The sequence below is a fragment of the Alicyclobacillus acidocaldarius subsp. acidocaldarius DSM 446 genome, from assembly GCF_000024285.1.
Taxonomy (GTDB): Bacteria; Bacillota; Bacilli; order Alicyclobacillales; family Alicyclobacillaceae; genus Alicyclobacillus; species Alicyclobacillus acidocaldarius.
Genome location: NC_013205.1, coordinates 507,766 through 522,014 on the forward strand (window position 1 = coordinate 507,766; position 14,249 = coordinate 522,014).

12 protein-coding genes are annotated in these 14,249 nt (G+C 63.3%); 9 read left to right on the forward strand and 3 right to left on the reverse strand.

The genetic code is table 11. The features are described from left to right. Window positions 1-155: 155 nt before the first annotated feature. The 8 genes from AACI_RS02320 to AACI_RS02355 all read left to right on the forward strand — a co-directional run bounded on the left by AACI_RS02320 (window position 156) and on the right by AACI_RS02355 (window position 9,745). A complete protein-coding gene (locus tag AACI_RS02320; RefSeq protein ID WP_012809866.1) occupies window positions 156-1,355 on the forward strand; it encodes an iron-containing alcohol dehydrogenase in 1,200 nt (399 codons plus the stop codon). 13 nt (window positions 1,356-1,368) lie between these two features. After that, on the forward strand, window positions 1,369-2,835 hold the full coding sequence (locus AACI_RS02325) for a CoA-acylating methylmalonate-semialdehyde dehydrogenase (protein ID WP_012809867.1): 1,467 nt from the start codon (window positions 1,369-1,371) through the stop codon (window positions 2,833-2,835). A 15-nt stretch (window positions 2,836-2,850) separates the two neighbouring features. Beyond that, window positions 2,851-4,236: an MFS transporter gene (locus AACI_RS02330; RefSeq protein WP_012809868.1), complete on the forward strand. Its 1,386-nt coding sequence runs from the start codon at window positions 2,851-2,853 to the stop codon at window positions 4,234-4,236. Window positions 4,237-4,287: 51 nt separating this feature from the next. Next, entirely contained in the window at window positions 4,288-5,736 is a 1,449-nt protein-coding gene (locus AACI_RS02335; RefSeq protein WP_012809869.1) for a sigma-54 interaction domain-containing protein, read from the forward strand. A 69-nt stretch (window positions 5,737-5,805) separates the two neighbouring features. Further along, window positions 5,806-7,494, forward strand: coding sequence for an acyl-CoA synthetase (locus AACI_RS02340; RefSeq protein WP_012809870.1), 1,689 nt, complete (start codon window positions 5,806-5,808; stop codon window positions 7,492-7,494). Window positions 7,495-7,612: 118 nt separating this feature from the next. Further along, window positions 7,613-8,050 carry a ribonuclease HI gene (rnhA, locus tag AACI_RS02345; RefSeq protein ID WP_012809871.1) on the forward strand — a complete coding sequence of 146 codons (438 nt, stop codon included), beginning with the start codon at window positions 7,613-7,615 and terminating at the stop codon, window positions 8,048-8,050. Further along, entirely contained in the window at window positions 8,014-9,291 is a 1,278-nt protein-coding gene (queG, locus tag AACI_RS02350; RefSeq protein WP_041707219.1) for a tRNA epoxyqueuosine(34) reductase QueG, read from the forward strand. The genes rnhA and queG overlap by 37 nt, the downstream gene beginning before the upstream one ends. A gap of 13 nt (window positions 9,292-9,304) precedes the next feature. Continuing rightward, window positions 9,305-9,745, forward strand: coding sequence for a methylated-DNA--[protein]-cysteine S-methyltransferase (locus AACI_RS02355; protein ID WP_012809873.1), 441 nt, complete (start codon window positions 9,305-9,307; stop codon window positions 9,743-9,745). Between the two features lie 3 nt (window positions 9,746-9,748). Here AACI_RS02355 and AACI_RS02360 read toward each other — a convergent pair whose 3' ends face one another. From AACI_RS02360 to AACI_RS02370, 3 genes are all read right to left on the reverse strand, one after another. Then, a complete protein-coding gene (locus AACI_RS02360; RefSeq protein WP_041707222.1) occupies window positions 9,749-10,996 on the reverse strand; it encodes a phosphotransferase in 1,248 nt (415 codons plus the stop codon). Window positions 10,997-11,185: 189 nt separating this feature from the next. After that, window positions 11,186-12,274, reverse strand: a complete 1,089-nt coding sequence (locus AACI_RS02365) for an isocitrate/isopropylmalate family dehydrogenase (RefSeq protein ID WP_012809875.1) — start codon at window positions 12,272-12,274, stop codon at window positions 11,186-11,188. Between the two features lie 42 nt (window positions 12,275-12,316). Beyond that, a complete protein-coding gene (locus tag AACI_RS02370; protein ID WP_012809876.1) occupies window positions 12,317-13,075 on the reverse strand; it encodes an IclR family transcriptional regulator in 759 nt (252 codons plus the stop codon). A 142-nt stretch (window positions 13,076-13,217) separates the two neighbouring features. Here AACI_RS02370 and AACI_RS02375 point away from each other — a divergent pair, with 142 nt between their 5' ends. Next, complete coding sequence (locus AACI_RS02375; RefSeq protein ID WP_012809877.1) at window positions 13,218-14,180, forward strand: amidase domain-containing protein; 963 nt, start codon at window positions 13,218-13,220, stop codon at window positions 14,178-14,180. The last annotated feature ends 69 nt before the right edge of the window (window positions 14,181-14,249 follow it).

Genomic DNA, 14,249 nt, shown 5'->3' on the forward strand with positions numbered 1-14,249 from the left:
ACGACATTAATGTTGTGAGAATCGACATGTTCGGGCGCTCGAGATGGATCCGCTGTAAGCCGCCGCTGCTTGGGAGTGGCGGCTTAGCGGCACTTGGAACGAATCTTGCTCACCTCCCTGACGTTGAAAGCGCTATCTAAGGCGAGGTGAGCAGGGTGTTTGGAGAGTTCAAAGTCCCGGAGGCTGTGTACGCCGGGCGCGGGGCGCTGCAGATGCTGCCGCAGGCGTCGTCCAGCCTGGGAAAGCGGGCCCTCATCGTGACGGATGAGGTGATGGAACGGCTCGGCTACGTGGCACAGATGCAGAGGATGTTGGCCGAGGCGGGCGTTCAAGCCGACGTGTTCGCGGAGGTGAACACGGAGCCGACCGACGTGCACGTAGAGACCGGCGTGCGCGCGTTCTTGCAGCACGGCTGCGACCACCTCATCGCGCTCGGCGGGGGCAGCGCCATCGACGCCGCGAAGGGAATTTCCGTCATGGCGGTGCACGAGGGATACATCGGCGACTATATGGGCGGCCGCAGGACGTTCGACAAGGCGCCGTACCCCGTGATCGCGATCCCGACGACTGCCGGCACGGGATCCGAGGTCACCAGCGTAACGGTTATCACCAATACCAAGGACGACGTCAAGATGATGATCCGGCAACCCGCGCTATTGCCCAAGGTCGCGATCGTGGACCCCCAGCTCACCGTCTCGTCGCCTCCCCATGTCACCGCTTCGAGCGGCGTGGACGCGCTGTGCCACGCGATCGAGGCGTTTATCTCGAGAAGAAGCCATCCGCTGACGGACGCGCTGGCCACGGACGCTGCGAAGAAGATAGTGACCTACTTGGAGCGGGCGTACAACGACGGACAGGACCTGGAGGCGCGCGAGGGGATGGCGATCGCGGCGCTGGAAGCTGGCATGGCCTTCACGAATTCATCCGTGTGCCTCGTGCATGGCATGTCCCGCCCCATCGGCGCCTTGTTTCACGTACCACATGGTTTTGCCAACGCCATGCTCCTTCCGACTGTGCTGGAGTTCCGACTTGATGACTACGCGCCGAGGCTGGCGCTGCTCGCGCGGGCCCTGAATCCAGAACTGTCCGGTGCGTCGGACGGCGAAGCCGCGGCGTGGGTCGTGAGGCGAGTGAAAACGCTTGCCGAGAGGCTCCAGATCCCAAATCTCAAGACTTGGGGAATTGAAAGGGATGCCTTCGAGCGCGCGCTGGATAAGATGGCGAACGATGCCCTCGCGAGTGGCAGCCCAGCGAACCACCCGGTCGTGCCCTCGCACGAGGAGATCGTCCAGCTGTACCGGCAGGCCTATGACGCCACGTGGGATGCAGCGCCGATGGAATCGCTTACAAAATGAGGGGGAAGGGAAGATGCATAGGACGTCGTCCGTGAGTGTAGCCGGGCACCTGCGCAATTGGATCGGCGGCGCGTGGCGAGACGCGGAAGCCAGCGAATACCTCGACGTCTTCGATCCGGCGACCGCGGAGGTCATCGCTCAGGTGCCGCTGTCGACACAACAAGACGTGGAAATGGCTGTGGCGGCGGCTGCGGAAGCGTTTCGGGAATGGAGCAAGACCCCTGTACCTCGCCGCGCGCGAATCTTCTTTCGCTATCAGCAACTGCTCGTCGATCATTGGGACGAACTCGCCCGACTGATCGTCCGCGAGAACGGCAAGAGCTACAAGGACGCCTACGGGGAGGTGCAGCGCGCGATCGAAAACGTCGAGTTTGCCGCGAGCGCGCCGACGCTCCTCATGGGAGAACAATTGGCCAATATCGCGACATCCTTGGACTCGGGCATGTACCGGTACCCACTTGGCGTGGTGGCAGGCATCACGCCGTTCAACTTTCCGATGATGGTCCCTTGCTGGATGTTTCCTCTGGCCATCGTCTGCGGGAACACGTTCGTGTTGAAGCCTTCCGAGCGGACGCCGCTTTTGGCCCAGCGGTTGGCCGAGCTGCTCGAGGAGGCGGGCCTGCCCTCCGGGGTCCTCAACATTGTGCACGGCGCCCGAGAGGTCGTTCAAGGCCTGATCGAACATCCGACGGTTCGCGCCATCTCGTTCGTCGGATCGCAGCCGGTGGCCGCGTACGTGTACCGCGAAGCGGCAGCCCACGGCAAGCGCGTGCAGGCGCTGGCAGGCGCCAAGAATCACACCATCGTGATGCCGGACGCGGATCTGGACGAAGCCATCCCCCAGATCATCTCGGCCGCGTTCGGCTCGGCGGGCGAGCGCTGCATGGCCTGTTCCGTCGTCGTGGCAGTAGGTTCCATCGCAGATCGCCTCGTCGAAGGCCTGAAGTCCGCTGCCGATCAGATCCGCATCGGCAACGGCCTAGACGAAGATGTCCTGCTTGGTCCCGTCATCCGGGCAGAACATCGAGATCGGACGTTGCAGTACATCGATCTCGGCATCCAGGAGGGCGCGGTCCTTGTGCGCGACGGACGCCAGGATCGCGTGGATGCAAACGGGTACTTCGTCGGACCCACGATTTTCGATCACGTCCGCCCTTCCATGAAGATCTGGCAAGACGAGATCTTTGCGCCCGTGCTGTCGGTCGTGCGGGTGGGCACGCTGGACGAGGCCATCGCGTTGGCCAACCGGTCCCGGTTTGCGAACGGAGCCTGCATCTTCACGAACAGCGCGTCCGCCATTCGCAAGTTCCGCGAGGAAATCGACGCAGGAATGCTTGGGGTCAACATCGGTGTTCCTGCTCCCATGGCGTTCTTCCCCTTCTCGGGGTGGAAGGATTCCTTCTACGGCGATCTGCACGCCAACGGCAAGGACGGCGTGGCGTTTTACACGCGCCGAAAGATGATCACGGCAAGAGTATGAAGGAGGTCGATATTCATGGCGGATCGCAAAGTCGCAGACAACCCGCTCGCGAGGTTGGAGCGCATTCCGATCTGGCCTCACGGGGCCGGCCTACTCATCGTGTTGGGGCTCGGCTATTTCTTCGCATTTTTCGATATCACCAACATCTCCTATGGCATTCCCGTGATCACGAAGCAATTTCACGTTTCCTCTGGGCTCGCGTCGACGGCTGTCTCCACGAGCCTTGTGGGCTACATCGTAGGCGCTGTGATCGTCAGCGTGGTGAGTGACTATTTCGGCCGTAGAGTCGCACTCATCACGGGCATCGTATTGTACACAGCTGGTTCGCTTGCCACGGCGTTCAGTCCCTCGGTCGGTTGGCTCATCGGATGGCGCCTGGTGGTCGGCATGGGCATTGGAACGATGATCGCGCAGGTTTCCACCTACATGGGGGAAATCTCGCCCGCCGTGCTCAGGGGGCGTTTCACCGGGCTCGCCAATTTGTTCGCCTTCTCCGGCCTTGCGGCGGTTCCGTTTGTCTCCATGTGGCTGGTTCCGCACTATGCGTGGGGGTGGCGAGCGCTGCTGTTCATCGGTGCGCTCGGCGGCCTGACGATGCTGTTTTTGACGCGCAGCCTGATCGAGTCGCCTCGGTGGCTGATGATCCACGGCCGCTACGAGGAAGCCAAGCGCCTGGTCGACGAGATCGAGCGGCGCGCCATTGCCAAGATGGGCACGTCGGAACTTCCTCCGCTCATCGATGTTCCTTGGGAGGAAGAGGCGCGCGGTTTTCCTATCACGACGCTTCTCAAGCCTCCGTATCTGTGGCGCATGATCATCCTTCTCCTGTACTGGTTTTTGTGGTATGTGGGCGACTACGCCTACCTGGGTATGGCGCCGACCGTTTTGGTTCAGTCGGGATTTGGGCTCGGAAATAGCATCGGTTTCTCCGCAATATCGGGCGTCGGGTTCGTGGTTGGGGCACTCTACGTTCTGTTCTTCGGTGACAAAATTGAACGCAAGTATTCTCTCATTGCGAGCGGAGTCATTGGGTCTGTCGCGGTCATCCTTGCCGGGTGGATGCCCTCGTCGGTCATGGTCGTGATCGCCGGATTCTTCTTCACGACGACCATCGCCATGTTGTCGATTTTGGGTTACATTATCACTGCAGAGCATTTTCCGACGCGGGCGCGGAGCTCGGGCCTGGCCATCTGTGACGGCATCGGCCACTTGGGAGGCGCAATTGCCCCTGCCGTGACGTTAAGCGCTTTCAATACATTCAAAATCACCGGCGCCTTCTCGCTCATGGGTGTCATGACGCTTGTGTCGCTCATTTTCATCGCGATGACCACGCGCGCGACGAGAAAGAGCCTCGAATCGGTGAATGACGCGCTCACGCAGCGCACATCGGTCACGATGTAGTGTAAGCGCCTTCTCGCCGACGGGGCGGAGGTTGGCAAGGGGGGTCGTGACATGCACGAACTGGCGGCATCGGGCGACGTCCTGCGCCTCATCCTTGACTCGATGTACGAGGGGATCGTGCTCGTCGACGCGAAGGGCCACATTGTGGAAATCAACCAGGCGTATCTCAAACTGTTGAATATGGAACGAGACAGGGTGATCGGCCGTCACGTGACGGAGGTCATCGAGAACACGAGGTTGCATCGGGTCGTCGAGACCGGCATCCCGGAGCGAGGACAACTGCAGCGGATTCGTCAGCACGACATGGTAGTGCACCGCATCCCGATCTGGCAAGGCGGCAAGGTCGTCGGCGCGATCGGCGTCCTCATCTTTGAAAGCATCCGGGATCTCTACGAGATCATCGAAAGGCTGCAGGAACACGCGCCCCAGGTACCTTCGGCGCGCCCGGAGACCGAGCAAGGATCGGAAGCTCACCAGGTGAGGTGGGCCTATCGGATCGACGATTTTCTTGGGCAAAGTCGGGCCGTCTTGGACCTCCGCAGGATGGCGCGAAAGGCGGCCCAGACGCCCGTGACTGTGCTCATCACCGGGGAGAGCGGGACCGGCAAAGAGGTGTTGGCGCAAGGCATTCATTTTGAAAGCAACAGGGCGAATGGGCCGTTTATCAGTGTCAATTGCGCAGCCATTCCCGACAGCCTTCTGGAAGCGGAGCTTTTCGGCTACGATGAGGGCGCGTTCACCGGGGCCAAGCGGGGTGGCAAGCCTGGTCAGATCGAGCTCGCGCACATGGGAACGCTGTTTTTGGATGAGATCGGCGACATGCCACTATCGATGCAGGCCAAGCTTCTGCGAGTTTTGGAAGACCGGCAGGTGCAGCGAGTTGGGGGAACCGTCAAGCGTGAGGTCAACCTGCGCTTGATCTCGGCCACCAATCGCGATCTCGAGCGAATGGTGGAGGAGGGGCGGTTTCGCGAGGATCTGTACTATCGGCTGAACATCATCCGGCTGCACATCCCGCCTCTCAGGGAGCGGAAGGAGGACATTCCGCTCCTTCTTGCGCACTATCTGGACATGACCTGTGAACGGCTGGGCAAACCCCGCATGCACCTGTCGTCCGAGGTGGTGGAACGGCTTCTTGCCTATGACTGGCCCGGCAACGTACGCGAACTGGTCCACATGGTCGAAGTGCTTGTGAGCCTATGCGATTCGGCCTACGTCAGGCTGGACGATTTTCCGCCTCATCTGCACAAGCTCTTGCAAGAGCGCTCCTCCCGATCGCCCGCGATCACTCCATCCCGAAGCCCTGCGTGCGACGCGGTTCCCGGTCCCGCAGTTGGATCGCCGGGAGCCGGTGCAAGGGAGCGAATGATGCAGGTCGAACGGGAACTCATCGAGGCGGCTTTGCGGGAGTCGGGGGGCAACAAGTCCTTGGCCGCCAAGCGATTGGGTGTCCACCGCTCGACGCTGTATGACAAGATAAAAAAATTAGGAATCTTGTGAGCCTGGCGGCTCTGGGTGCCGTGCCACAGGGAAATGAAAGGCGCGATCGAGCATGAGGAGGTCGTTCTCATGGACGACCTTTGGACGGTGGATGGGGACGATCTGCGGAAGTTGCCCTACGGGGCGATGTATGCCAAGTTTCGGTGGCCCACGCCGGATCGGCTGAATATCGCCGAGTGGGCGTGTCGCAGGCATGCGCGGGTGTGCCCGGATGCGCCCGCTATTTGGTATGACGTCGACGGTGGGTCGGCGGAAATGTGGACCTTCGGCCATCTGTGGCGCACCACAAGCAGGTTGGCCTGGGCTCTTCTGAGAGGCCTTGGGGTTCCAACCGGGGGACGGGTGGCCATCCTTCTCCCGCAGTCTCCCCAGCTCGCGGCGGCCCACCTCGCCTCGTACGCTATCGGGGCGATCGCGGTACCCCTGTTCACGCTGTTCGGAACGGACGCGCTTCGCTACCGGCTCCAGGATAGCGGCGCCACAGTCGTGGTCACGGACAGCGAACAGGCGAATCGGATCATGGATATCAGGGCCGATCTTCCAGACCTCGAGCACGTCATCGTCACAGACGCCCGCGTTCCAGGCACGCAGTTTTGGGATGATGTCCTCGCCCTCGCGTCGTCTGCTGAATACCACCCGATGGACGCTTCGCCCGACGATCCGGCTGTCCTCATCTACACCTCCGGCACAACCGGGTCCGCGAAGGGGGCGCTTCACGGCCATCGCATCCTGCTCGGCCACCTGCCTGGCGTCAGTCTTCCGCACGATTTCGCGCCGCAGCCGGGTGACGTCTTCTGGACGCCCGCGGATTGGGCATGGATTGGCGGGCTGTACGACGTGTTGCTGCCAGCCCTGTGCTGGGGTGTCCCGGTGGTGGCGCATCGCATACGCAAGTTCGATCCCGAACGTGCCTTCGCCCTAATGGAGCGGTGGCGCGTTCGCAACGCCTTCATGCCTCCCACGTCCCTCAAGATGATGCGCCATATCACCGACCCCAGAAGCCGATGGCATCTACACCTGCGCACGTTGGCGACGGGCGGCGAACCGCTCGGCGCGGAACTTCTCTCGTGGGCTCGCGAGGCGTTAGGCCTCTCGATTCACGAGTTCTACGGCCAGACGGAGTGCAATCTGGTTGTCGCCAACTGCAGCGCATGTTTCCAGCCGAAGCCGGGTTCCATGGGACGACCGGTGCCAGGCCACGATGTGGCCGTGATCGACGAAAACGGCCACGTGGTATCTCCTGGCGTGATCGGCGAGATCGCCGTTCGCCGTCCGCATCCGGTGATGTTCATCGGCTATTGGAACCGCCCTGAGGAGACCGCCGCGAAGTTCGTCGGGGACTGGCTGAAGACGGGCGATCTCGGCCGCATGGACGAGGAAGGCTATCTGTGGTTCGTGGGGCGCGCGGACGACGTCATCACGTCGGCGGGCTACCGGATCGGCCCGGTGGAGATCGAGGAGGCGGCGCTTCAACATTCGGCCGTGGTCATGGCGGCGGCCGTTGGCACGCCCGATCCTGTTCGCGGCGAGGTGGTGAAGCTCTTTGTGAAACTCCGTGAGGGCGTGCCCGCGAACGAGTGCCTCACCGCGGAGCTTCAGAACTGGGTCAAGGAGCGGGTGGGCGCGCACAGCTATCCGCGGGAGATCGAGTTCGTCGACGAACTTCCCCTCACGCCGTCGGGCAAGGTGCGCCGGCGAGCGCTGCGCGAACGGGAATACGCGCAAAAGGGCGTCCCGCTGCCCGGTAAGCGCGGCTGAGGCGAACTTCCCCCACGCCTGGAGCATCTCCGCGATTTCGGACCGGCCGATTGCGCCAGGGTCCGCTGTCGACTATGCTGGTCCTTACGAGAGCCCGAGAGGGCGAAGGAGGACGGCCATGAGCGACGAGACGGTGATTCTCTACACAGATGGAGCGTGTTCAGGCAACCCGGGGCCAGGCGGATGGGCGGCCATTCTGCAGTGGAATGGGCACGTCAAGGAGCTCTCGGGCGGCGAGCGCGAGACGACGAACCAGCGCATGGAGCTGAAGGCGGTGATCGAGGGGCTCAAGGCCCTGAAGCGGCCGTGCGACGTGATCGTCCATTCCGACTCGGCCTACGTGGTCAACTGCTTCAAGCAGCGTTGGTACGTGAATTGGCGCAAGAACGGGTGGATCAACAGCAAAGGGGAGCCGGTTCAGAATCGCGATCTGTGGGAGCAGCTGCTTGAGGCCATCGACGGCCACCGCGTCCGCTTCGAGAAGGTGAAGGGCCACGCTGGCGTGAAGTGGAACGAGCGATGCGACGAGCTGGCGCGGAGTGCGATCCCGCGGTGACCGGTCGCGACAAGCTCACGCTCGCGGACATCCGGCCGTTGGCGGAAGAGGTGGGGCTTCCGGAAATCGCGGCGACCGACGCGTCTCCGTTTGACGATCTCGCCCGCCCACTCGCGGACTACGAGGCGCGCGGGCGCACGGGCTTCGAGTGGGCCGATGCGGCGGAGCGGATGGATCCGCGCTTTTGGCTGCCCGAGGCGAAGTCCATCCTGACGGCGGCGCTCCCTTATCTCACTGAAGAGGGCGCGCGGCGGATGCGGGAACACCCGCGATCCGAGATCTGCGGCCAAACCTCGTGTTACGTGTATGGCGAAGACTATCACCGCGTGCTCTCCGATCGCCTGACCGCGCTGGCGGGGCGCATCGGGAACCTCGTCGGGCGCGAGATCCGGTACCGGGTGGCGGTCGACACCTCTCCGCTCGTCGATCGCCGCGTCGCCGAGCGCAGCGGGCTTGGCTGGATCGGCAAAAACGGCATGCTGTTCAGCCCACGGTACGGATCGTACGTCTTCCTCGGGGCGCTGCTCATCGACGTCGAGATCGAAGACGCGTTGCACCTCCCCCCGGCCATCGGCAAGCACTGCGGCGACTGCGATCTCTGCATGCGTGCGTGCCCCACGCAGGCCTTCGTCGCGCCGGGCGAACTGAAGGCGACCGCCTGCTTGTCGTACGTGACGCAGATGAAGGGGATCATTCCTCGCGCTTATCGCAAACCGCTCGGTCGGCGCGTGTGGGGCTGCGACGTGTGCCAGCAGGTGTGCCCGCTGAATCGAGATCGTGCCCACGCTGAGGATCCCGCGTTCACCCCTGATGCCGAAGCCGCGTATCCCGATCTCGTCAGGCTGCTCGGGATGTCGAATCGCCAGTTCTTGCGCGCCTACGGCCGTTCGGCCATGGCGTGGCGAGGCGTGAGAACGTTGCAGCGGAATGCGCTCGTGGCCCTCGGCAATCTGCGCCGCCCGGAAGCCGTGCCGATCGTGGCGCGATTTTTGGCGTCGGATCGGGTGGAGTTGCGCGCAAGCGCCGCATGGGCGCTGGGCGAGATCGGCGGACAGGATGCGCTCCGCGAGCTTCGAGCTGCCTTCGCTTCGGAACAGGATCCGGACGTGCGGAAGGAGATGGAGGATGCCATCGCGAATGCCTGGGGCAAAGCCTGCGAAGGAGACGAGGGACGTGATGAGACGGGATCGGGCTATCGCGACTGTGACCACCCCTGTCGGGGAGATGTGGCTGGTCGCTGAGGAGGAAGGTGTCGTGGCGGCGGGTTGGGCGAGGCTCGAGTCGCCGCCTGTGCAGGATGAAGCGCGCGCGTGCGCAAGCCCCGAAGCGCTGGCCGTCGCCGAGCGCGCTGTGGAAGAACTCACGCTTTACTTTGCTGGGCGATTGCAGACGTTCACTGTGCCGCTCGTCCTCCGAGGAACTCCGTTTCAAATGGCGGTATGGGAGTCGCTCCGCGCCATTCCGTTCGGCGCGCGGGTCTCGTATCGAGATATCGCGATGGCCATCGGCCGCCCGCGGGCGGTTCGCGCCGTGGGGCAGGCAAACCGCGCGAATCCGCTGCCCGTCTTCATCCCGTGTCACCGCGTGGTGGGCGCTGATGGGCGCCTGGTTGGGTACGCGGGAGATGCCGTGGATCTCAAGTCGTGGCTGCTCGATCACGAGCTGCGCGTGCTTCAGGCGCAAGCGGTGGTGTGACCGTCATTCGCCGAGGTGCTCCACCTGCTGCCGCAGGCTCGCGAGGAACGCCTGGCGCTTCTCCGCCTGCACCGCGTACTGCTGAAGCGCGTCGAGCTGACTCGGATCGGCCGCGAAGTGGTATCGCGCGTGCGCGATCCGCCAGGGCAGGTAGGGAAAGCGCAGGATGGCCTCGACGGCGCGATACTCCGATTTTGGAATATTGCGGACTGCGTCAAAGTGCAGAAAACATGCGTAGGCCAAATGTCCGTCCCAATTGCCGCGTTCGAGACTGCGGCGCAGCAGGTGGGCCATATCGAGCGCTCGGGGCGCCGGGCGCGCGAGTTCGAAATCGATCAACACCACCTGGTGTTGCGGCGTGTACAGGCAATTCGACGGAATGACGTCGAGGTGGCACCAACCGCCGGACGAGCGCTCCGCCTCCAGGTACGCGATCACGTCGCGATCTTCGAACAGCGCCAGGCTTTCGGCCGCATCGCGGTGGAGTTCGTCGCGCATTGAGAGCAACAGTTGGTCAAATGCGTCCTTCTCCCTTTTTCGGTCTGCTCCAAGCCACATCTGGCGCAGATCGCGCCATCGCGCCTGAAACAGGCCGAACACGTCGTCCGCTGCCTCGTCCGGCTTCCAATCCGTTCGAAAGCTTCGCGTGGCCTCGTGAAACTGGGCCAGGGTGTACGCGGTCTGGGCCACGTGTTCAGGCAGCCCGAAGTTGGCGGGTTGTCCAGACACCCACTCCGTCACGTAATAGGTGAAGTCCCCATGGCGCACGTATGGGGCGTTGGACGACGTCGTCACGAACCGAGCGAATTTGGTGAAGCCCTGTTCTTGGGCGTGGCGGAGACACTGAACCATGATGCGGCAGTGAGCCGGCGCGATGGAGGATCGCTTGGCGGCGTAGCGTCGCCCCTTGCTGTCCGTCCAAACCTCGATATTCCCGTCCGCGTGCCGTTGTTGAATGGCGAGATCGTACTTGGATACGACGGCCTGCGGGATGAGCGGCGCCTGGCTCCGCGAGCCGAGTCGCGCCGCATCTTCGGCGGTTCGCCTAGAACCCCGCATCTCGTCTGCTTCGCGCGGAGGGCGTTCAGCCACGGTGGCCGCGGGCGAAACCGCGTTGGGTGCTGGATGGCGCCTGGATTCAGATGGCGGCGCGTCCGGCGATGGCTGCGAGGATAGAAACGCTGGGGGAGCAAGCAGTTCCGCGAGCAGATGCTGCACCCATTCAGGCATACTGGACTTCTGGCTTTTCATCGGCGGTCCCCCTCCGCCAAAGCCTATGCCTCTTGAGGGAGATTCGGGCGGGCGATGGCCCAGTACGGCGAAAAAGGAAGCCGGGTCGGCCAGAGAAGGCGGCCGTAGAGGGCTCGCCGCCGCTCCGCGTTCGCTGCCGGGTCAAGGCCCGAGCGGGCGAAGCGGCAGCCCCTGTTTTGCGCGAAGAGGTCAAACGGCGTCGCCGAACGTGCTCCAGACCTCGAGTTTCGTCCGAACCCTCCGAATGACTTCGTCCGTGAACTCGGTGGTCGTCGCGTGGCCGCCGAGATCGGCCGTGCGAATCCCATCGACAATGGACTCGAGCGTGGCCTCGTAGATGGCCCGCGATACCGTGTGGGCGTCCTTGTCTTGGATGTAGTTCAACAGGGCGGCGCCGGCCAGGATCATGGCCATCGGGTTGGCCATGTTTTTCCTGAAGAGATTGGGCGCCGTCCCATGAGGCGCTTCGGCCATCACGACCTTGGGCTGGAACGACTCGTCGAGCGACAGAAGCAGTGATTCTGATCCGGCGATGGTGCCGAACATCTGGAGGACGAGATCGGACAAGCAGTCGCCGTCGCGGTTCAGCGCCGGGATGACGAGTGCTTCACCCGCGCGCGCCAGGAGGAGCGCATACGTCGCGTCGATGAGCTGCGGCTCGTAGCGCACGTCGGGATATTCCTTGGCCGCGGCGTCCATTTCTTCCTTCAGCATGCCTTCGTACACAGGGCTCACGGTGTATTTGGGCCCGCCAAACACCTTCGCGTGCATGCGGCGCGCGTGCTGGAACGCGTACTTGGCCACGCCCCGGCAGACGGATCGCGAAATTTTCTCCGTGCGGTACGCCACCTCGTCGCCGTTTTCCAGTTGTTCGCGCCATTCCTTGGCTCCGTAGGCGTCGTCCACCGCCATGCGGATGACCGAAATGGGCGAGTAGACGCCCACCGGCGGCGCGATCCCCGGGATACGGCGTCCAGTGCGGACAATCACCGTGCCGTTGATTTCCTTGCGCAGGATGGCGTTCGGGCTACCCACGTCGCCCTTTTCTTCCGGCGTGATGGTCGCGGCCTTGAGCCCGAGGCCCGTGTCCCGCATGGCTTCTGCGGCCTCGTGCACCACGGCATTTTGCGTGCGCCGGCGATTTTCGAGGCTCAGATCAAACTTGCGAATCTCAATCTCGTACCCCGTGACATCGGGCGACAGCACGCGGAGCGCTTCCTCCAGAAGCTCCTGTCCCGTCTGATCACCCTCCATCACGATGATGGTCGGTTTCCCCATGTCCGTCACCTCAAATCTGTTGGCTTGGTCGATCCGTCGCGGCTATTCGGCCAGCCGCTCGGACAACTCCTCGGCGGCCCGCTTCAACGGCGTGACCATGTCCCTCATCTTGTCCTCCGTCATGCGCTCCACGGGTCCCGATACCGCAATCGCGTACAGGCACGATCCGTCCTCGTTCAAGACGGGAGCCGCGATGGCCGCCGCGCCCGCGTCCCGCTCTTGCCTTGAGAGCGCGTAGCCCTCGCGGCGAATGGCCTCGAGCTGTTGGCGGAGGTCCACTTGCCGGACGCCATTCGGCAGCCGGTCGGGATGGCATGCCGCCTCGATCACGGCCGAATTCGAGAAGGCGAGCAGGACCTTGCCCGAGGCGCCGATGGTGAGCGGATATCGCTCACCCACGGATGCCACGTTCCGAATGGGCTGCAGGCTCTCGACTGCCAAGATCCGAATTCGCTCCAGGCCGTTGCGCACGTAGAGACTGACCGTCTCGTTCGTCTCGTCGCGCAGGCGGCGCAGAATGGGTTTGGCCGCGTCGGACCAGCGATCGTGGAGGGCTGCATTGGCCCCGAGGCCGTACAGGCTCCATCCGAGCACATAGCGATCCGACTCCGACTCACGGCGAACGAATCCCTTCTGCTGGAGGGCCAGGAGCAGGCGGTGAACCGTGCTCTTGTGAAGCCCCGTGGCTCGCGCGATCTCGCTCAAGCTCCATGCGCGAGGCGAATGTGTGAAGAGCAACAGGATGTCGAGGGCCCGTTCGACGGCCCGTACCGTGGTCTGCCCACTTGGCGTATGCGGCATGTGCAGGACGTCCCTTCCGTTTCAACGTGCAAAACGCGCCCCGCCGAGAAGTATATCACAGTCCGCGCCAACAGGGGCGAATTCCCCGCCGTCACCAGACATGGGCTTTCGTCATACCATGCGGTGAGTGAGGTGACGGCGCATGTCTTCGTGCTTGGATGCTCTGCGAAGCTACTTCGACACCAGAGCTCGCGCGTGGCTTCACACCTCGAAGGACGGAACGGCTCGGACAGGCGGCTGGGTGGGCCTCGAACGCTTGGTTCATCTGGCGAAACAGAAGAAACTTACGTATGAGAAGCTGGGTAAGCGGCTCGCGCGCGTTCACACGCAGGTGCGGATCGAGAAGTTGGAGGAGAGCCGCGATCGCTCGGCCGCGGATGTGTGGGCGACGGAGCGCATCTGTTTCACCTATTACGAGGGTGGCACGCCGTGCGTGGAATGCTGTCAGATCCGACACGAGATGAGGTGGGTACGCGTGGCCGACGGATGGGAAATGGTGCACGGGCGAGAGTCGGCGATGGGCCATGAACTTCCTGGCGTTCGGGCGGCAACCGCGGAGCATGTGCTGCCCCGGTTTCCGCGCGATCCCGATTGGCGCAGCGGCTTGTACGATCGGATCCGCGCCGTCCGCTATGCCGACGCCTGGTGGGATGGAACCAATCCGCGATATCCTAGGTTTTCGGACGACTGTACGAATTTCGTCTCGCAATGCCTGTTCGCGGGGGGCCTGCCGATGTGGGGCGAACCGGATCGAGCATCCGGCTGGTGGTTTCAGTTTGGCGTGAAGCCCAACTGGAGCTACAGCTGGAGCACCGCGCATGCGCTCTATCTGGTGTTGACGAAGGCGTTCGGCGCGCGGGTGGTGTCCGATCCGGCAGAACTCCGGATCGGCGACGTCATTTTCTACGACTGGAACGGAGAAGGGACTTACCATCACAGCACCATCGTGACGGATTTCGACGCTCTGGGCGAGCCGCTCGTCAACGCGCACACCATCGACAGCTACCACAGGCCGTGGCTGTACACCGACAGCCCCGCGTGGACGCCGCGGACGAGGTACGCGTGGGTCCATTTGCCCGATCGCGTCCGACTGTTGAGACCATAGCCGATGCGCGTTGGCCGAGCCGGATGTCCGTGATAGACTGGGGGGCGGACAATCCGCGAGGAGGTTTGG

What these genes read in the sequence shown, in the direction of transcription:
- AACI_RS02325 (WP_012809867.1), top strand. Translation starts at nt 1,369, where the DNA reads ATGCATAGGACGTCGTCCGTGAGTGTAGCCGGGCACCTGCGCAATTGG.
- AACI_RS02330 (WP_012809868.1), top strand. Translation starts at nt 2,851, where the DNA reads ATGGCGGATCGCAAAGTCGCAGACAACCCGCTCGCGAGGTTGGAGCGC.
- AACI_RS02335 (WP_012809869.1), top strand. Translation starts at nt 4,288, where the DNA reads ATGCACGAACTGGCGGCATCGGGCGACGTCCTGCGCCTCATCCTTGAC.
- AACI_RS02340 (WP_012809870.1), top strand. Translation starts at nt 5,806, where the DNA reads ATGGACGACCTTTGGACGGTGGATGGGGACGATCTGCGGAAGTTGCCC.
- rnhA (WP_012809871.1), top strand. Translation starts at nt 7,613, where the DNA reads ATGAGCGACGAGACGGTGATTCTCTACACAGATGGAGCGTGTTCAGGC.
- queG (WP_041707219.1), top strand. Translation starts at nt 8,014, where the DNA reads ATGCGACGAGCTGGCGCGGAGTGCGATCCCGCGGTGACCGGTCGCGAC.
- AACI_RS02360 (WP_041707222.1), bottom strand. Translation starts at nt 10,996, where the DNA reads ATGAAAAGCCAGAAGTCCAGTATGCCTGAATGGGTGCAGCATCTGCTC.
- AACI_RS02365 (WP_012809875.1), bottom strand. Translation starts at nt 12,274, where the DNA reads ATGGGGAAACCGACCATCATCGTGATGGAGGGTGATCAGACGGGACAG.
- AACI_RS02370 (WP_012809876.1), bottom strand. Translation starts at nt 13,075, where the DNA reads ATGCCGCATACGCCAAGTGGGCAGACCACGGTACGGGCCGTCGAACGG.
- AACI_RS02375 (WP_012809877.1), top strand. Translation starts at nt 13,218, where the DNA reads ATGTCTTCGTGCTTGGATGCTCTGCGAAGCTACTTCGACACCAGAGCT.